The following is a 17760-nucleotide window of genomic DNA, read 5'->3' as shown; positions in this document are numbered from 1 at the left end:
AGCATTTAATTTATAAAAATAAACCATAGAATTTAACATCAATCCGCCGTTAACCCTGTAAAAAAGCACTGTTTCCCCATGATGAAAAGCTAAAAAAATTCTGATAAAATATAAAAAAGTGAAAATAAACGAAAATAAACACAACTTATTGATAATAATAAATAATATTTTATAAATGCTATTTTTTATTTTTATACCTAATAATATAAGATTATTTTTAATGAATATTAAAGATATAATTAGAGAAAAAATAAATTTAATTTATTAATTATTTTAAAAATAAATAAATATATATTTTATTTTTTATAATATTTTTAATTATTAATTAAAATACTTTTTTGTTAAATTTTATAATGCCTTTATATTTAATCAGAAAACAAAAAAGAAAATCATATAATAAAATTATTATTGCTTTATCAATACGTTCAGTGATATTCATCTCATTTATTCTTTGCATTTAAAAATAACGTTAATTGTTATAACTAAATGTTTAATTTTTGTAAATAACCACATTCTTTATATAGGTATAAAAATAGCAAAATATGAAATAAGAAAAATGATAAGTACTTTTTTTATTTTTTTCTTATTATTCGTTTTTTTCTCTCTCAACTTTCTTTTTATTTCTCGCAATAAAAGACCTCATTTTTTGTATCAAAACGCTCATCTCAGATCCCTTAACTGGAAAAACGCGCGCTAAAATGTTAAAACAAAGCCTTATTTATAAACAAAAATATCGCTAATTGCTCGGAAGATAATACTATTATGTCAAAAAGTACCATCCGTATTGCAACCCGCCAAAGCCCCCTCGCTATGTGGCAGGCTCTGTATGTAAAAGAACAACTACAGCTTGCTTACCCAAGCTTAGCGGTCGAACTGGTACCGATGGTCACAAAAGGTGACATCATTTTAGATACCCCATTGGCAAAGGTTGGAGGTAAAGGGCTATTCGTTAAAGAATTAGAATTAGCTTTACTAGAATCTCGTGCTGATATCGCCGTTCACTCTATGAAAGATGTGCCTATCGATTTCCCTGAAGGCTTAGGGCTAGTTACTATTTGTAAACGAGAAGATCCACGCGATGCCTTTGTTTCTAACCATTATGGTTCTCTAGATGCACTGCCAGAAGGCAGCATCGTTGGAACCTCAAGTCTGCGCCGCCAATGCCAATTAAAAGCACAGCGCCCAGACCTTATTATCCGAGACTTACGTGGTAACGTAGGTACACGATTAAGTAAATTAGATAATGGCGACTATGATGCGATTATTCTTGCTGTAGCGGGACTCAAACGTCTTAACCTTGCGCAGCGTATCCGCTCACCATTGTCTGCAGAACAATCTTTACCGGCCGTAGGACAAGGTGCTGTGGGTATTGAATGTCGATTAAATGATCATGGAACTCGTGAATTATTAGATGCGCTAAACCATACTCGTACCGATATCTGTGTAAGAGCAGAACGCGCCATGAACACTCGACTCGAAGGCGGTTGTCAGGTACCTATTGGTAGTTATGCCATTTGGCAAGATGATAAAATCTGGCTACGTGCGCTTGTTGGTTCACCTGATGGTGAAACTATTTTACGAGGCGAGCGTTTAATCGCACCAGAAGAAGCTGAAAAAGCAGGAATTTCCCTTGCTGAAGAATTATTAGATAAAGGCGCTCGAGAAATTTTAACTGCGGTCTACCAAGGCAATGCACCTAAATGAGTATTCTTATCACGCGTCCAAATCCTGCAGGAGAAGCACTAGTACAACGCTTAAATAATGCAGGGAAGCGAGCCTTTCTAGCTCCTTTAATAAAGATAGCCGCTGGTCGAGAGCTACCTTTATTAAAAAATAAGCTAGATGAGCTTCGGCCGGGTGATTGCCTTTTTCTTCTTTCTAAAAATGCGGTGTCGTACGCAAACTGGCAGTTAAATCAATTACAACAATCATGGCCAGATACGCTATTCTATTATGGAATAGGTCCGAGTACTGCAAAAGAATTTCAAAGTTTAAGTGGTCTTACTATCAGTTACCCTGAGTATGGAGAAACGAGTGAAGACTTACTCACACTCCCTGAACTCAATCAGGTAGCAAAGAAACGAGTTTTACTGCTTAGGGGGAATGGTGGCCGAGATTTACTAGCCACCACACTACGCCAACGCGGTGCGATAGTTGATAAGTGTGAGTGCTATCAACGTCTATTTATTGATTACTCGCCAGAGGCATTTAGCGCTCAGTGGCAAAACGCACAGATTAAAACACTGGTAGTGACGAGCGGCGAAATGTTGCAACAACTTTTTGATCTGGTCACTGAACCTAAAAAAGCATGGTTGTTACACTGCCGTTTGATTGTTGTAAGTAAACGATTAGCAACAATAGCAGAAACACTAGGGTGGAAAAATATCACCGTTGCTGATAGTGCCAACAATGATGCTTTATTTCGTGCATTAATATAGAACCTAAATGAGACACCGATATGACGGAACAGAAAAATATCAATGAAAATGACTTGCAAAAAGGCGCATCGAAAGCTGATGAAGATGTCCGCTATCAGGAAGTTAAACCTGTTAATAATAAACGTTCAGGTCTAATTGCTAGTGCTGTTGCGATTATCGTTATCTTAGCAATTGGTGGTGGACTTTACTCTTACACCAACCAACAAGCATTACGTTTAAGTGATGAAAACCAATCGCTTAAAACAGATCTAGCGCAACTACAGCAATTACAAGACTCTTATCAACAGCGTTTTGATAATATCGATAGTATGTTTAATTCACAAAAACTGACTATTGATAAGCTACAAAATGAACGCCAAATTACAGAGCGCCAACTTCAAGATCTTCAAGCTCGATTTGCCGCCATTTCAAGTGCTGACGTAAAAAGCTGGCTACTTGCTCAAGCTGATTTCATGGTAAAAATGGCAGGCCGTAAGCTTTGGAATGACCAAGATGTTGTTACTGCAGTAAGCTTATTAAAAGGCGCTGACAGTAGCTTAGCTGAAATGAATGATCCAAGTTTATTAGAAATTCGTCGTGCTATTAATGAAGATATCGGCAATCTTTCTGCATTAGCTAAAATTGATAACGACGGTATTATTTTACAGCTTAATCAATTAGCTAATCAGGTTGATAACTTACGTTTATCTGGTTTTGAACGTAATGGTGCGCCAATGGATAAAAATGATGAAGCCATTTCAGGTTCACTTTCTGACTGGAAAGAAAACCTCAGTAAGAGCTGGAAAAGCTTTATGGATGACTTTATTACCATTCGTCGCCGTGATACAGCTGCCGTTCCTTTATTAGCACCAAACCAAGATATTTATTTACGTGAAAATATTCGCTCGCGTCTATTAATTGCGTCTCAAGCTGTTCCGCGTCATCAAACTGAGATTTATCAACAATCACTTGAAGCGGTGTCCACCTGGGTTCGTTCTTATTTTGATACGACTGATCCGAATACAACGGCATTTTTAGATACGGTATCTGCCCTTGAGAAACAACCTATTACCCTAGCAATGCCTGCCGAACTAAAAAGCCCCACACTGTTAGAAAAACGGGTTGAAAAGCAAATTCGTAATTTACTCACCCAAAGTGAATATACACAACCTGAGGCTGTTGAAGCTCAAGGTACTCAAGTTACTGAAGCTGAAAACCCAGTTGCAGATGCTACAACGAACACGGTTACTGACAGTGCAACAACTGAAACTGTAACACCACAGGGAGAATAATCGCATGTTAAAAGTATTGCTCCTTTTTGTGGTACTGATTGCTGGCGTTATTTTTGGCCCAGTGCTAGCGGGTCATCAGGGTTATGTTCTTATACAAACCGACGATTGGGATATCGAAACCAGTGTTACCAGTGTCGTTATCATGTTTATTTTACTTCAACTGGCTTTGTTACTCATTGGTTGGGGCTATCGCCGTTTTATTGGAACGGGATCAAAAGCTTATAGCTGGTTTTCTTTTCGTCGACGCAACCGTGCACGTAAACAAACCAGTCTCGCGCTAATGAAATTAGCTGAAGGTGATTTTAAACAAGTTGAAAAACTGATGAGTCGCAATGCCGATTATGCAGAGCAACCTGTCGTGAACTACCTTCTTGCCGCAGAGGCAGCGCAACAGCGAGGTGATGAATTCCGCGTTCAGCAATATCTTGAACGTGCGAGTGAACTGGCAGATACCAACCAGCTGCCTGTTGATATTACCCGAGTGCGTATTTTATTAGACCAAAATGAAAATTACGCTGCTCGTACTGGTGTCGATGAGTTGTTAAATCAAGCACCTCGTCACCCTGAAGTACTGCGTTTAGCTGAAACAGCTTACACCCGCACGGCGGCATGGCAGGCATTGTTAGATATTATTCCTTCAATGCAAAAAGTTGAATTACATAGCGATGATGAATTAAACCAACTGCGCCAAAATGCTTATATCGGTATTATGGGTCAGAAAATGTCTGAAAGCGGTTGCGATGGGCTGAAAAATTGGTGGAAAGCACAACCACGTAAAATTCAGCACGATAATGCATTACGCGTTGTACTCGCTGAACATCTTATTGAATGTAATGATCCTGATACCGCCCAAACGATCATTTTAGAGGGTATTAAACGTCACTATGATGAACGTCTGATCTTATTGCTTCCGCGCCTGAAAAATACAGATGCAACAGCGGTTTTAAAAGTACTCAATACACTGATAAAGCAACATGGACCAACACCTTTGTTAAACAGTACGTTGGGGCAAATTTCAATGCAACAAGGCAAATGGGCTGAAGCAGAAGCTGCTTTTCGTAATGCATTAAAACAGCGCCCTGATGTGCACGATTTTGCATGGCTTGCTGATGCATTAGATAAACAGAAAAAGCCAGAAGAGTCTGCGAAAGTACGTAAAGATGCGCTATTAATGACGTTGAAAAAAGACTCTGTTATTTTTGAAGAGCCTAAAAAAAGCAAATAGTCATTTACACCTAAATCTCGATGCCCCTCCCTAGTGAGGGGTTTTTTATTTTTAATAACAACTAAGCTATGGTAACTAAATCAAAAATAGCAAAACAATTTCAACACCAGCCGCCAATAAGATATATCCCCACGCAATACGATAAAAACGACTCGGAACCTCTTTAGCATTTTCTTGCTGATAGGCTAGATAGCGTTTTCGGGCTTGATAAAAAACGCCAATATAAACTATCGCAATTCCCTGACAAACAAATAACACATTGTGAGCCCACCCTTTTCCACCAACGATCAAAATAATCAATGGGATCAAAAAAAATAGCAGAGGGCCAAATTTCTCAATAAGAAACAACCGTTCTTCTGCGAGGCGTGCATTTTGTTTATCGTTCATTGTTATGCTCTCTTCAGCAATATATCGCCGAAGGATAATAGCCTGATAATTCTATGAATACAAAAAAGGTAACTTAGTATTTGAAATGGACAGGAATATTGCGATACACAGATCCAAAAAAACACCTATCACAAAAAAGAAGCAAAAAAAACACCTGTATACAAAATACAGGTGCATAAATATACAATCAGGTCTACAGACGGATGGTGCCTCACTCAACGTTTCGTCCTGTTGATGATGAATGATGTTCATCGATAACGTGGACGTAGGCACCGAATAATCGGCTCTGCATCATTCCTAGGTTTATGAAGCCAATGCTGTCATAAGGAGTGGAATGAGCATCTACGAACTAATTAATGCATTTAGTGTGCCAAGTTTTCTTTGTCTGATACACAAAATAGATGTCTCAACTTATAAAAGCTAACCTACTGAATTTTGGTTACCCTATTTGCCTTTACTCATTTTTAATAACAAAAGAAGTACTATTCATGGTTTCATTATTCTATTGCTAAATAGGAAATAAAAAATAAGGCTACCTATTCGTCTCTTTTTCACGACAATAAATGGCACTTGAATATTTAACACTTTAAAATCACAAGGTTAAATGTCTCCTATTGGAGACAAAAAAACAACCTACTGTTGGCATTTACCGACAAATTAAATAAAATTATTATTATTCATATGGTTATAACCTTTAATTTAATATTGAGTATTCATCTTTATTTGAAGTGCGATATATGGCGGTAAAGTAAATTATCAATAACGCTTAAGTGATAACAGTAATAAGACGCGGAAAGGTATCTTTCTCATCAATAAATAGCAATAAAGAGTGAGAGGATAAAAAATGAAAATAGTCGCTTTATTCGCATGAAAGAGGGTTCAACAAACCTAATATATAACCCATAGATTTTGTCGCTAATGTGAGCATAAATAATTGATGGATATGGATATGGATATGGATATGGATATGGATATGCAGGATAAATCGCACAATAGCAAAACGTAAACGACAGATGCGAAAAAGCCCCGATAAAATCGGGGCTTTTTCTTAATATGGTCGGCGAGAGAGGATTCGAACCTCCGACCCACTGGTCCCAAACCAGTTGCGCTACCAGGCTGCGCTACTCGCCGTTTGAATCACTGTTCTTATCTTGTTTATGGTGCGAAGGGGGGGACTTGAACCCCCACGTCCGTTAGGACACTAACACCTGAAGCTAGCGCGTCTACCAATTCCGCCACCCTCGCATAAACAAAAACTAAGATAAGATGGGGTGGCTAATGGGACTCGAACCCACGACAACTGGAATCACAATCCAGGGCTCTACCAACTGAGCTATAGCCACCATAACAGCTATCTTATTTACTTCTACAACAACGTTCTTCACCGTAACTCTTAGCACGCTTTTTATTGGCGCGCCCGACAGGATTCGAACCTGAGACCTCTGCCTCCGGAGGGCAGCGCTCTATCCAGCTGAGCTACGGGCGCTTCACGCCGTTGCGGGAGAGGATAGTACGGATTTACGCACTGTCTGTCTAGTGCTTTTTGAAAAAAAAAATCTGTTTGACGATAGTTTGTGCATTTCGTCGATAAATGGAGCGTTTTTACGCATCTAACGCCCCATCAGTATAATATTCGAACAATCAATATACTTGTTAAATACTATTATTTCTACATTAATACATTAAACCTAATAAAAACGGGTTCTCTAGTCTTATAATTTATTGGAATAGTAGTAACCGACAAATTTTAATAGCTTAAATTGACGTTTAATCCTGCTTGGTTGTGACAATAAACGGTATAACCACTCTAAACCAAGGTTCTGCCACGCCTTAGGCGCTCTTTTAACGTGCCCAGTAAAAACATCATAAGTGCCACCAACACCCATATATAACGCATCTGGGTGAATTTCACGACATGCACGAATAAATAACTCTTGTTTAGGGGAGCCCATCGCAATAGTAATAATTTTCGCACCAGAAGCTTTTATACGCTCAAACAAAGCATCTCTATCTTGTGGTGTAAAATAACCATCCTGACTCCCGACTATATTAACGTTCCATTGCGATTTCAGTTTATCTTCTGTTTGGGATAAAACCTCAGGCTTACCACCCACTAAAAAAACAGGCGTTCCTTCTTTACCTGCTCTTTCCATTAATGCTTCCCATAAGTCAGCACCAGCAATACGCGAGACTTGAGCTTCTGGATATTTACGGCGAATACCTCGTACGACACTAATTCCATCAGCATAGAGATAATCAGCCTCTTTTAACTGCTCATTCAAAGAACTATTCGTCTCAGCATTAAGAATTTTTTCAGCATTAAGCGCAATGAGTGAACCACTCTTAATTTGCGTATCCTCATAAAGATAATCCAGAAAATGTTTCATATCTCGAAATCCCCAGATGCTATGTCCGCGGATTGAATACTTCGGAATTGAATTCGATTCCATTACTTTTCCTTTTTCTCTAAACGAGGTTTATTACCCATTTGGCTTGTTACATAGTGACGGATTAATCCCGCACTCTCAAATAACCAGTAGAGTAGTTTTGCAAAAACTAAACATAAACCAAAAATAAGACAGAAGAAGACAACACGAGAGACAAAAGAATCAACACCTTCTCGCGCCAGCACTATCATGTTAAAAATAGCACCAAAACAAAATGCTTGTAATATGGCTGATTTGTAGCGATTGGATTCATTTACGCCCTGCTGATAAAGCCAATCAAACCATTTAATGATAAGCCCAACCACAACCGCACCTAATGGAATAAATACAACCCCTCCCATCACAACGAGTGATCCGATTAAAGTCGGGGAAATCGCTAGTCCAGCATGATAATTCAACACTTCCCACGTAAAGTAGTTGGCTGAGTTAAGAACAACGTCAGGACGTTCTGGCCATACCCAAGAAGGAATAAAGACATAAAAATCACGAATGATAGGAGCCAAACCTTGGAACTCTATTTTGTCGTAATTATTCAATAATAGTGCGAGATTTTCCCAAGGTGAGAAAGTATCACGCGTTAAATATAAAAAGGTATAAAATGCTTCAGCACCACTAACATCAAGCCCATAGCGTTTTAATGCCAGCCAAAACATGCCTACAATACTCATAACACCCGCGGCAATCAGCATCCATAGCGTTATCCAGCCACGAACAATACCAATAAATAAAAACAGCGCAAAAGCGATAATAATATTAGCGCGTGTTCCACCAACAATAATGTAAGTCAGAATACCAAAACCAACGGTGGCGCATAAAAAGAAAATCCAGCGCTGTTGCGTTGGTTTTAAGAAATAGACCACCAGCATTGCAGGAATAAAGAAGTAAAAGAACCGTTTAAGCGCAACGCCAGAAACCTGACTAGAAAAAATTTGGCTATAGGTTTTTAACTTAAACAGTAAGAAACCATTTTGTAAAAAGAAAATTCCTACAGTCACAAAGGCAATAAGCGCTAACAGGATCCAGGTTAGATTGGTTTCTACTCGATTCATCGTAAATAACGGCCTAGATGGGCCACTAGTAGGTTTTCTTAGCCTAACCTTATAAGTTACATAATAAATCGCATAGAAGCTTGTAGAGGCTAATAACGCATGTAGTAGCGCATCGACGGGAACAACCGCCACATCAAACTGAAAGACCAGCATACAGGTAAGAGGAAAACCAAAATAGAAGGTCAACAAATAGAGCATGGAAAAAAAGACATTAAAATTAAAGCGAACCCGACGAAACTCTTGATAGGTCAGCAATAAAATAAAACCCAAGGAGATAAAATAGACAAGCGTGAGTCCGCCTAATTCCGCCAATGTCATTGCGGCTCTCCTGTGCTCATCTCAATTAATTGTTTCCAGCCCTGCGTAAAATTAGGGGCGAAGAAAGTAATCTCATCACGATTTAACATTAATAATTGACGTTGGGCTTCTTCAATTAATGGCACATCAAGCTTATCACCAGAAAAAAATACAGGCACACTCTGCTCAGTTAAATCTTGCCAGAATGGATTTTGCCTGCTGATAACAAAAGGAATGGCGAATTGAATAAGCAAACACAACGTACCAATGCCTTGCTGACGATGGAAAATAAAATAACCCAAATTACAGGTTTTCAGTAAAGCCAGATAATCATCAAAGGCCAGTTTTTCACGTAGTATCTCTACGTTACCTGTTACAAACAATTCATCAGCAGCTTGAGAAACATCTTGGATATAGGCATCGTTATTTTCAGGATAGCCCATTGGAATAATCACTTTAGCTCGTTGACCAAATTGTTCCGCTATCGCATTTAGCGCATCAATATGACGGTTAGATTTATCCCCAGAATTACCGAGCAAAATAGTAATTTGCTGCTCATTAATTCCCTTTTTCTCAATAACCGTAAGTCTAGGATCCATTCGGGTTGGGAAATAGAGCAAACTTGCAGGAATATTCACGTTAGATTGCGCAAAGTAGTTAAGGTCACCCCGCGTACCAAACACGCGTCCTACACGCTTTTGAGCCAATCTGCGCAAGAGATAAAACAACTTAAATTTTAATTGTTTTGAATCTTGATAAAGGTCAGCGCCCCAAATATGCCACCAAAATTGGTCGCGTTTAATTTTACCCATTAGCAACGCCATCCAAATAGGCGCATTGAATTGCCCTAAAAAGAGAAATCGCTGGGTTCTATCTGCTTTAGCTAGGGCAATGACGCGCTGTGCCACCTGCTGTTTATCTGCTAAGCATTCAATTTCTAAAGCAGGATAGTGCGCTTGAAGAGCACTATCTTTACTGGCAACGATAAAACGAGGTTTATACGTTAACGCCGCCTCAGTCACGAGGTGGTCATTAAAAAAACGTAGCATTGTGCTGTTATGATGCACAATATCTGAGCCTAGTACGTAAATCAAAGTTGTCATTTGCGCCTGCAATAAATAACGAAAACAGAACTACAGAGAAAGAAGTAAATAATGTATGTCGCCATATAGGCTTGAGCAGCACCTAATGCACCATGCTCAGGAATTAGCCAACGGGAAAATAGCGTTAGCAAAGCAAATTGGCTTACTTCAGTGAGAATATAAAAACGCAAAGCTGCCTTTGCGATAACTAAATAACCAAATACATAAGAACCGACTTTTAAAACATCCCCAACTAATTGCCATGCAAAAAGATCACTCATTGCAGTAAATTTATCTGAAAACAGCAACCAAATAGCAAAATCGCGCAGTAACCACACCATAAAACTAGCAACAGCAACGGCTGGAAGGACAAACTTCAATGATTTAATGATTTCTTTTGCAATATCACTTTTTTGCGTTAAACGAGAAAGCGTAGGTAGCAAATAAACCGAAAAAGAAGCTGTTATAAATTGTAGATAAGCATCTGAAATACTGCTCACGCCTTGCCAAATACCGACTTCATCCCAGCTATAATTTTCAGCTAAAAGATTACGCATCATGATATAAGCAACAGGTAAGGTAATTGAGGTTAGTATTGCCATAATGGTGAATTTACCAAGATGGCTCGCTATCGCTTTATCCCAGCGTGGCCTAAGCTCACTCAACGCAAAGCGCTTACGCTTTAATAATATAGCAGTAGCAGGAAAGAGTATTAACGCAGGGACTAGCGCAAGCCCAATTAACGCACCATGATAACCAGCAAAGAGATAACATAAATAGTATGCAACAACACCAATTAAACTTCCGGCGATAATCGCCAGTGCATTACCCGATGCATCACGATAACCTTTTAAAATTGCTAAAAAATAGTTGGTGTAAGCAATACCCATTTGAATAAAAGCAACTGCTCTTACAATATTTTGATATTGCTGATAATCATCACCAAATAAAACTCGGCTAATTGGTACTGTAAAAAGAAGAAATAGGATGGCTAAAAGCGTTGAAAACAGCAAAATCATTGATGATGATGTACCCAACACATTTTTACGTTGAGTTGCATCATCTTGATATTGTGCTATTAATTTTGTAACGCCATTAAAGATCCCCGCACCTGATAACACACCAAGTACAGTAATTAACTGACGAAAGTTACCCGCAAGCCCAACCCCTGAAGGGCCATAAGAAACTGCAAGTAATTTTACAACTAGCAGACCAACCCCAATCTTTATTAGGGTTGATCCGGCAGTCCAAATAGATGCTTTAGCTAATGACATATTAGGCAAAGAAGCCGCGAATATGACCAATAACAGCCTGCTGTTCTTCTTCTGTCATATTGTAGAACATCGGCAAACGAACTAAACGCTCACTTTCTTTTGTAGTGAAAATATCTTCACCATCAAAACGACCAAACTCCATACCTGCAGGGCTGGTATGTAATGAAACATAGTGGAATACGGTTAATACGCCGTGTTCTTTCATATATTCATTAAATTCAGTACGTTGTTCAATATCTTTCAGTTTGATATAGAACATATGTGCATTGTGTTCTAACCCTTCTGGAACCACTGGCAGCGTTAATAAACCTTTGGCTGCTAATGGCGTTAATGCATCATAATAAATCTGCCAAAATGCAAGGCGGCGTTCATTAATTTTCTCGGCTTCTTCAAGTTGTGCCCATAAATAAGCTGCTTGTAAATCAGACATTAAATAACTCGAGCCAATATCGCGCCATGTGTATTTATCTACCTGACCGCGGAAAAATTGACTGCGGTTAGTCCCTTTTTCACGAATAACCTCGGCACGATTAATTAAGGCCGGATCATTAATCAGGGTGGCACCACCCTCACCACCTGATGAGTAGTTTTTAGTTTCATGAAAACTATAGCAACCAATATGACCAATAGTGCCAAGTGCCTTACCTTTATAGGTAGACATCACACCCTGTGCCGCATCTTCAATCACAAACAAGTTATGTTTTTTAGCTATCGCCATAATAGTGTCCATTTCACACGCTACACCAGCGTAGTGGACAGGAACTATCGCACGAGTTTTATTGGTAATTGCCGCTTCAATTTTTGTTTCATCAATATTCATGGTATCTGGACGAATATCAACAAAAACGATAGTAGCACCGCGTAATACAAAAGCATTAGAGGTCGAAACAAAGGTAAAACTAGGCATGATGACTTCATCGCCAGGCTTGATATCCAATAAGATAGCAGCCATTTCTAACGATGCAGTGCAAGATGGTGTTAACAGTGTTTTATGACAATGAAATTGTTCTTCTAACCACTTTTCACATTTTTTTGTGAAGTTGCCATCGCCACAGAGTTTGCCACTTTCCATAGCTTGTTTCATATATTCTAATTCTGTGCCGACAACGGGTGGTTTATTAAACGGAATCATATTATCCCCTGTATAACCAATAGGTGGTACTCTCTATTAAAGCACCACTGTGTGTGTATAAACGCGAAGCTACAATATTGCTGATCTGTGTTGCAACATACAGGGTTGAAATACCTTGTTGTTGACACCAAAACTTCGCTGCCGACATCAGTTGCTTACCGATGCCTTGTCCTGTTCTATTGGGCATTACAGCAAGTAAGCCCACTCTTGCTTCACTCTCTGAAACTCGGCGCAAAGTAACAAAACCACTGACTCTGTTATTGCTATCAATCGTCAATAAGCAGGTGTTATCAAAAGTGCCTAACACAGCTTTTTTCACCCATAGCGCATAAAAACGACCGCTATCATCAGGTTGATACCAAGGGGTTCTAAAACGGCTTTGTACAAAAACTTCGCGAGCAGTTGTCATCAATAAATCGATGTCGCTTTCATTTGCTTCTCGAAATTGTGATGTTTGCGCCGTTACTTGTTTGCAACTATTTTCTGTAGCATTTTCTGTGCCAACTAAGAGTTTGAAATCGATTTCACCTTCAGCAAATCGAAAACCAAAGTGACTCAATTCATCAATTAGAGATAATTTATGTGATGCAACTTTGGCATGAACCACACCGAATTCATCAAGTTGTTTATGTGTTAAAACAGGCGCCTGAGGGCTAAATTCAAGACGCCCAGTTTTAAGGGAAAAAAACTCACTTTCCCACTCTAAATGATTAATATTGGCGAGGACGGACATGTAATAAATCCAGTAGATAACGGCCATAGCCCGTTTTAGACAGTGATTTAGCGCTTTCTCTTACTTGCTCGTCAGTTAGCCAACCATTACGCCAAGCAATCTCTTCAAGGCAAGCCACTTTGAATCCTTGACGTTTTTCTACAGTTTGAACAAAGGTGCTAGCTTCAATTAGGCTGTCATGAGTACCTGTATCAAGCCATGCAAAACCACGGCCTAAAAGTTCAACATTTAACTCGCCGCATTCCAGATACATTTGATTGATAGAGGTAATTTCAAGCTCTCCACGAATAGAGGGTTTTACTTGTTTTGCAAAATCCACCACTCGATTATCGTAGAAATAAAGCCCAGTAACAGCCCAGTTAGATTTAGGCTTTTCGGGTTTTTCCTCTATCGATAACACGCGAAAATCATCATCAAATTCAACAACACCAAATCGTTCAGGATCCATCACTTGGTAACCAAAGACCGTAGCACCGCGTTCACGCTGAGCAACTTGTTTTAGTTTTGGACTAAATCCTTGGCCAAAATAGATATTATCACCCAACACTAAACAGCAATGGTCATCACCAATGAATTCATCACCTAAAATAAAGGCTTGGGCTAATCCATCAGGTGAAGGTTGAACTTTATAATGAAGATGAACCCCAAAAGCAGAACCATCACCCAATAAACGTTGGAATGAGGTGAGGTCATCAGGTGTGGTGATAATTAAAATATCTCGAATACCTGCTAACATCAGCACAGATAATGGGTAATAGATCATTGGCTTATCATAGATAGGCAACAACTGCTTCGACACCCCTTTCGTTATTGGATGTAATCGCGTACCAGAGCCACCAGCCAGAATAATACCTTTCATCATCTATCCTTTTTACTCAATCAGTTTCCAAGCCCTAAACGTTCACCCGCATAAGAGCCATCGAGAACGCGTTGCCACCATGTCTGGTTATTTAAATACCACAGCACTGTTTTACGAATACCTGATTCAAAGGTTTCTTGTGGAACCCAACCTAATTCGGCTTCAATTTTTGCAGCATCAATGGCATAACGCAGGTCATGACCAGGTCTGTCTTTCACGTATGTGATTAAATCCACGTATTTTTCAACGCCTGCGGGTTTTGTTGGATACAACTCTTCCAATAGATCACAAATTGTTTTAACCACATCAATATTACGGCGTTCGTTATGTCCGCCAATATTGTAAGTTTTACCCGGTTGTGCTGTTGTTGCGACTAAATACAGCGCACGAGCATGATCTTCAACATAGAGCCAATCACGGATCTGTTCACCTTTACCATAAACAGGTAATGGCTTGCCTGAAATCGCATTTAAAATAATTAATGGGATTAATTTTTCAGGAAAATGGTAAGGACCATAGTTATTCGAGCAGTTCGTAATGACAGTTGGTAAGCCATAAGTACGTAACCACGCACGAACTAAATGATCACTAGAGGCCTTAGATGCAGAATAAGGGCTACTTGGTGCATAAGGTGTAGTTTCAGTAAAGAAATCATCCGTGCCGTCTAAATCGCCATACACTTCATCTGTTGAGATATGGTGAAAACGGAATGCACTCTTTTTTTCTTCTGGCAAAACTTGCCAAAAGTGGCGAGCCGCTTCCAATAACGTGTAAGTACCCACAATATTGGTTTCAATAAATGCCGCAGGGCCATCAATAGAACGATCAACATGACTTTCAGCGGCTAAATGCATCACGACATCCGGCTGATATTGCGCAAATACACGATCCAGTGCTGCTCTGTCGCAGATATCTACCTGTTCAAAAGCATAACGATCACTGGTTGCAACCGTTGTTAATGATTCAAGATTACCGGCATAAGTCAGTTTGTCTACAACAACAACACTATCTGTGGTGTCATCAATAATATGTCGAACAACAGCAGAGCCGATAAAACCGGCTCCACCTGTAACTAGAATGCGTTTCAACGCCATACTCCTTTGGTATCTACAATCCATTTTTGCGTTACTTTGCTGCCCGGAATCGCTTTAAACTGTTGATGGTCGACCAGCATTAACACAATATCTGCTTCTTTTAATGCTTGTTCAGTAGACACTAATTCTGTAATACCTTTCAGTTTAGTCGGCAATTCGTGAATATTCGGTTCAACAGCATAAGTCGTTCCACTGTGCCAATTTGCCACTTGTTGAGTAATATTCATCGCTGGGCTTTCACGTAAATCATCGATATTGGGTTTAAATGCCAAACCAAAACATGCGATTTTAATTTCGTTAGCACGTTTTCCAGTTTCAGTTAGACAATCAGCAACCGCCGCTTTTACCTGATCAATAACCCACACTGGTTTACCGTCGTTAACTAAACGTGCAGTGTGAATTAAGCGAGATTGTTTTGGATTTTGTGACACGATAAACCAAGGATCAACAGCGATACAGTGTCCGCCTACACCTGGGCCTGGTTGTAAAATATTTACGCGAGGATGACGGTTTGCCAAACTAACCAATTCCCAAACATTAATATCTTGATCAGCACAAATTAATGATAATTCATTGGCAAATGCGATATTAACATCTCGAAAGCTGTTTTCAGTCAGCTTACACATCTCTGCGGTACGCGCATTAGTGATAACACACTCACCTTCAAGGAAAATTTTATATAATTCGCTAGCCCGCTCTGACGATTTACGGTTCATACCTCCCACAACACGGTCATTGCGGATAAGCTCAATCATTACTTGTCCCGGTAATACACGCTCTGGGCAATAAGCGATATCAATATCAGCATCTTCACCTTGTTGGTGTGGGAAAGTTAAATCAGGACGTGCCTGCGCTAACCATTCTGCCATTTGTTCTGTTGTGCCCACAGGTGATGTGGATTCTAAAATAATTAAATCACCTTTTTTAAGCACAGGAGCAACAGAACGCGCAGCAGATTCTACATAAGCTAAATCTGGCTCGTGATCACCTTTAAACGGGGTTGGAACCGCAATAAGATAAGCGTCAGCAGGTTGTGGTGTGGTGTAGGCTTTTAAATGACCTTCTTCCACGGCTTGTTTTACCACTTTATCAAGATCAGGCTCAACAATGTGAATTTGACCTTTGTTGATGGTATCAACAGCATGCTGATTAACATCAACACCGATGACGTTTTTCTTGCGAGAGGCAAAAGCTGCCGCAGTAGGTAAACCAATGTAGCCGAGGCCGATAACAGAAATAGTTTCAAAACTCATAATGTCACCTGATTTTTTTTCAATGCTTCAAGAATACGTTGGCAGGCATGACCATCACCATAAGGGTTTGTTGCCTTACTCATTTGGTGATACGCGTTTTCGTCTGTCAATAAAGTAGTTACTTCACTTACTATCCGTTTAGTATCAGTTCCAACTAAACGAACTGAACCTGCTTCAACTGCCTCTGGGCGTTCTGTGGTATCTCTCATCACAAGAACGGGTTTGCCTAATGAAGGTGCTTCTTCTTGGATCCCACCTGAGTCAGTTAAAATAAGATAGGCATGATTCATTAAATAAACAAATGGTAGATAATCCTGCGGCTTAATTAATTTAATATTTTCAATACCATGCAAGATTCGTTCAACCGGTTCACTGACATTGGGGTTAAGATGGACAGGATAAACCACTGCAACATCAGGATGTGCCAGTGCAATTTCAGCTAATGCTTGGCAAATACGTTCAAATCCACCACCAAAACTCTCTCTACGGTGACCCGTAACTAGGATCATTTTTTTGTCTGGCTGAATAAATGGATAGTGAACAGCAAGCTCATCACGTAGCACTTGGTTTCCCATGACTCGATTACTCACCCAAAAGAGTGCGTCAATCACGGTATTTCCTGTAACAAAAATATTCTTATCAGCAACGGCTTCCCGAATAAGATTTTGTTTTGCTGTGTCTGTAGGAGCAAAGTGATACATTGCAAGATGTCCTGCAATTGTCCGATTTGCCTCTTCAGGCCAAGGTGAGTAAAGATTACCAGTGCGTAACCCAGCTTCAACATGACCAACGGGAATTCGTTGATAGAACGCCGCTAAGCTCGCAGCCATCGTCGTTGTTGTATCACCATGTACCAAAACAACATCGGGTTTAAATGAAGCTAAAACAGGTTTTAGCCCTTCTAAGATACGGCAAGTAATATCAGTTAAATCTTGTCCTGGTTTCATAATATTGAGATCATAATCTGGCTGGATCTCAAAAAGATTTAATACCTGATCAAGCATTTCTCGATGTTGGGCCGTAACACATACCTTTGCTTCAAACGAATTATCATTTGCTAAAGCGTGCACTAAAGGTGCCATTTTTATCGCTTCAGGGCGTGTGCCAAAAACAGTCAACACTTTCACAGTGGCTCTCTTTTTTTCATTGTTATATTGCTTATTTTTGGGAAAGCAATATGCCCTTATTCTCAGCACATCAGGTGCAGATACACCTGATG

General features: G+C 39.5%; 15 protein-coding genes and 4 tRNA genes. 4 read left to right on the top strand and 15 right to left on the bottom strand.

Annotated elements, in window-relative coordinates; all coding sequences use genetic code 11:
• Positions 1 to 762: 762 nt before the first annotated feature.
• From hemC to hemY, 4 genes are read left to right on the top strand one after another with little or no spacing between them, the layout of a single operon-like run.
• Complete coding sequence (gene hemC, locus PH4a_RS08120) at positions 763 to 1704, top strand: hydroxymethylbilane synthase (RefSeq protein ID WP_129039067.1); 942 nt, start codon at positions 763 to 765, stop codon at positions 1702 to 1704.
• On the top strand, positions 1701 to 2438 hold the full coding sequence (gene hemD / locus PH4a_RS08115) for a uroporphyrinogen-III synthase (RefSeq protein ID WP_129039065.1): 738 nt from the start codon (positions 1701 to 1703) through the stop codon (positions 2436 to 2438). The genes hemC and hemD overlap by 4 nt, the downstream gene beginning before the upstream one ends.
• A 20-nt stretch (positions 2439 to 2458) precedes the next feature.
• Positions 2459 to 3709, top strand: coding sequence for a uroporphyrinogen-III C-methyltransferase (hemX, locus tag PH4a_RS08110; RefSeq protein ID WP_129039063.1), 1251 nt, complete (start codon positions 2459 to 2461; stop codon positions 3707 to 3709).
• 4 nt (positions 3710 to 3713) lie between these two features.
• Positions 3714 to 4934: a protoheme IX biogenesis protein HemY gene (gene hemY / locus PH4a_RS08105; protein ID WP_129039061.1), complete on the top strand. Its 1221-nt coding sequence runs from the start codon at positions 3714 to 3716 to the stop codon at positions 4932 to 4934.
• 75 nt (positions 4935 to 5009) lie between these two features.
• On the opposite strand, the gene PH4a_RS08100 is transcribed toward hemY, so the two are convergent.
• From PH4a_RS08100 to wecB, 15 genes are all read right to left on the bottom strand, one after another.
• Entirely contained in the window at positions 5010 to 5321 is a 312-nt protein-coding gene (locus tag PH4a_RS08100) for a hypothetical protein (RefSeq protein ID WP_129039059.1), read from the bottom strand.
• Between the two features lie 1054 nt (positions 5322 to 6375).
• A tRNA-Pro gene (locus tag PH4a_RS08095) sits at positions 6376 to 6452 on the bottom strand.
• Between the two features lie 27 nt (positions 6453 to 6479).
• Positions 6480 to 6566: transfer RNA gene (locus tag PH4a_RS08090), tRNA-Leu, on the bottom strand.
• Positions 6567 to 6588: 22 nt separating this feature from the next.
• Positions 6589 to 6664 (bottom strand) — tRNA-His (locus tag PH4a_RS08085).
• A gap of 66 nt (positions 6665 to 6730) precedes the next feature.
• A tRNA-Arg gene (locus PH4a_RS08080) sits at positions 6731 to 6807 on the bottom strand.
• Between the two features lie 226 nt (positions 6808 to 7033).
• Positions 7034 to 7771, bottom strand: coding sequence for a lipopolysaccharide N-acetylmannosaminouronosyltransferase (gene wecG / locus PH4a_RS08075; RefSeq protein ID WP_129039057.1), 738 nt, complete (start codon positions 7769 to 7771; stop codon positions 7034 to 7036).
• A complete protein-coding gene (gene wzyE, locus PH4a_RS08070; RefSeq protein WP_129039055.1) occupies positions 7771 to 9135 on the bottom strand; it encodes an ECA oligosaccharide polymerase in 1365 nt (454 codons plus the stop codon). Before wzyE ends, wecG begins: the two co-directional genes overlap by 1 nt.
• Complete coding sequence (locus PH4a_RS08065) at positions 9132 to 10217, bottom strand: TDP-N-acetylfucosamine:lipid II N-acetylfucosaminyltransferase (RefSeq protein WP_129039053.1); 1086 nt, start codon at positions 10215 to 10217, stop codon at positions 9132 to 9134. The genes wzyE and PH4a_RS08065 overlap by 4 nt, the downstream gene beginning before the upstream one ends.
• Entirely contained in the window at positions 10214 to 11470 is a 1257-nt protein-coding gene (gene wzxE / locus PH4a_RS08060) for a lipid III flippase WzxE (protein WP_129041847.1), read from the bottom strand. The genes PH4a_RS08065 and wzxE overlap by 4 nt, the downstream gene beginning before the upstream one ends.
• A 1-nt stretch (position 11471) precedes the next feature.
• On the bottom strand, positions 11472 to 12602 hold the full coding sequence (gene rffA / locus PH4a_RS08055) for a dTDP-4-amino-4,6-dideoxygalactose transaminase (RefSeq protein WP_129039051.1): 1131 nt from the start codon (positions 12600 to 12602) through the stop codon (positions 11472 to 11474).
• A 1-nt stretch (position 12603) separates the two neighbouring features.
• Positions 12604 to 13335: a dTDP-4-amino-4,6-dideoxy-D-galactose acyltransferase gene (rffC, locus tag PH4a_RS08050; protein ID WP_129039048.1), complete on the bottom strand. Its 732-nt coding sequence runs from the start codon at positions 13333 to 13335 to the stop codon at positions 12604 to 12606.
• Entirely contained in the window at positions 13313 to 14194 is an 882-nt protein-coding gene (rfbA, locus tag PH4a_RS08045; protein WP_064718553.1) for a glucose-1-phosphate thymidylyltransferase RfbA, read from the bottom strand. The genes rffC and rfbA overlap by 23 nt, the downstream gene beginning before the upstream one ends.
• 20 nt (positions 14195 to 14214) lie before the next feature.
• Entirely contained in the window at positions 14215 to 15288 is a 1074-nt protein-coding gene (gene rffG, locus PH4a_RS08040; protein ID WP_192876373.1) for a dTDP-glucose 4,6-dehydratase, read from the bottom strand.
• On the bottom strand, positions 15279 to 16541 hold the full coding sequence (gene wecC, locus PH4a_RS08035) for a UDP-N-acetyl-D-mannosamine dehydrogenase (protein WP_129039046.1): 1263 nt from the start codon (positions 16539 to 16541) through the stop codon (positions 15279 to 15281). The genes rffG and wecC overlap by 10 nt, the downstream gene beginning before the upstream one ends.
• Entirely contained in the window at positions 16538 to 17668 is a 1131-nt protein-coding gene (gene wecB, locus PH4a_RS08030) for a non-hydrolyzing UDP-N-acetylglucosamine 2-epimerase (RefSeq protein ID WP_129039044.1), read from the bottom strand. The genes wecC and wecB overlap by 4 nt, the downstream gene beginning before the upstream one ends.
• Positions 17669 to 17760 lie beyond the last annotated feature (92 nt).

Origin of the sequence: Proteus hauseri, assembly GCF_004116975.1 — a bacterium.
GTDB lineage: Bacteria > Pseudomonadota > Gammaproteobacteria > Enterobacterales > Enterobacteriaceae > Proteus > Proteus hauseri.
The sequence above is the reverse complement of the archived record's forward strand: the minus strand, read 5'-3'. Positions and strand labels throughout refer to the sequence as shown.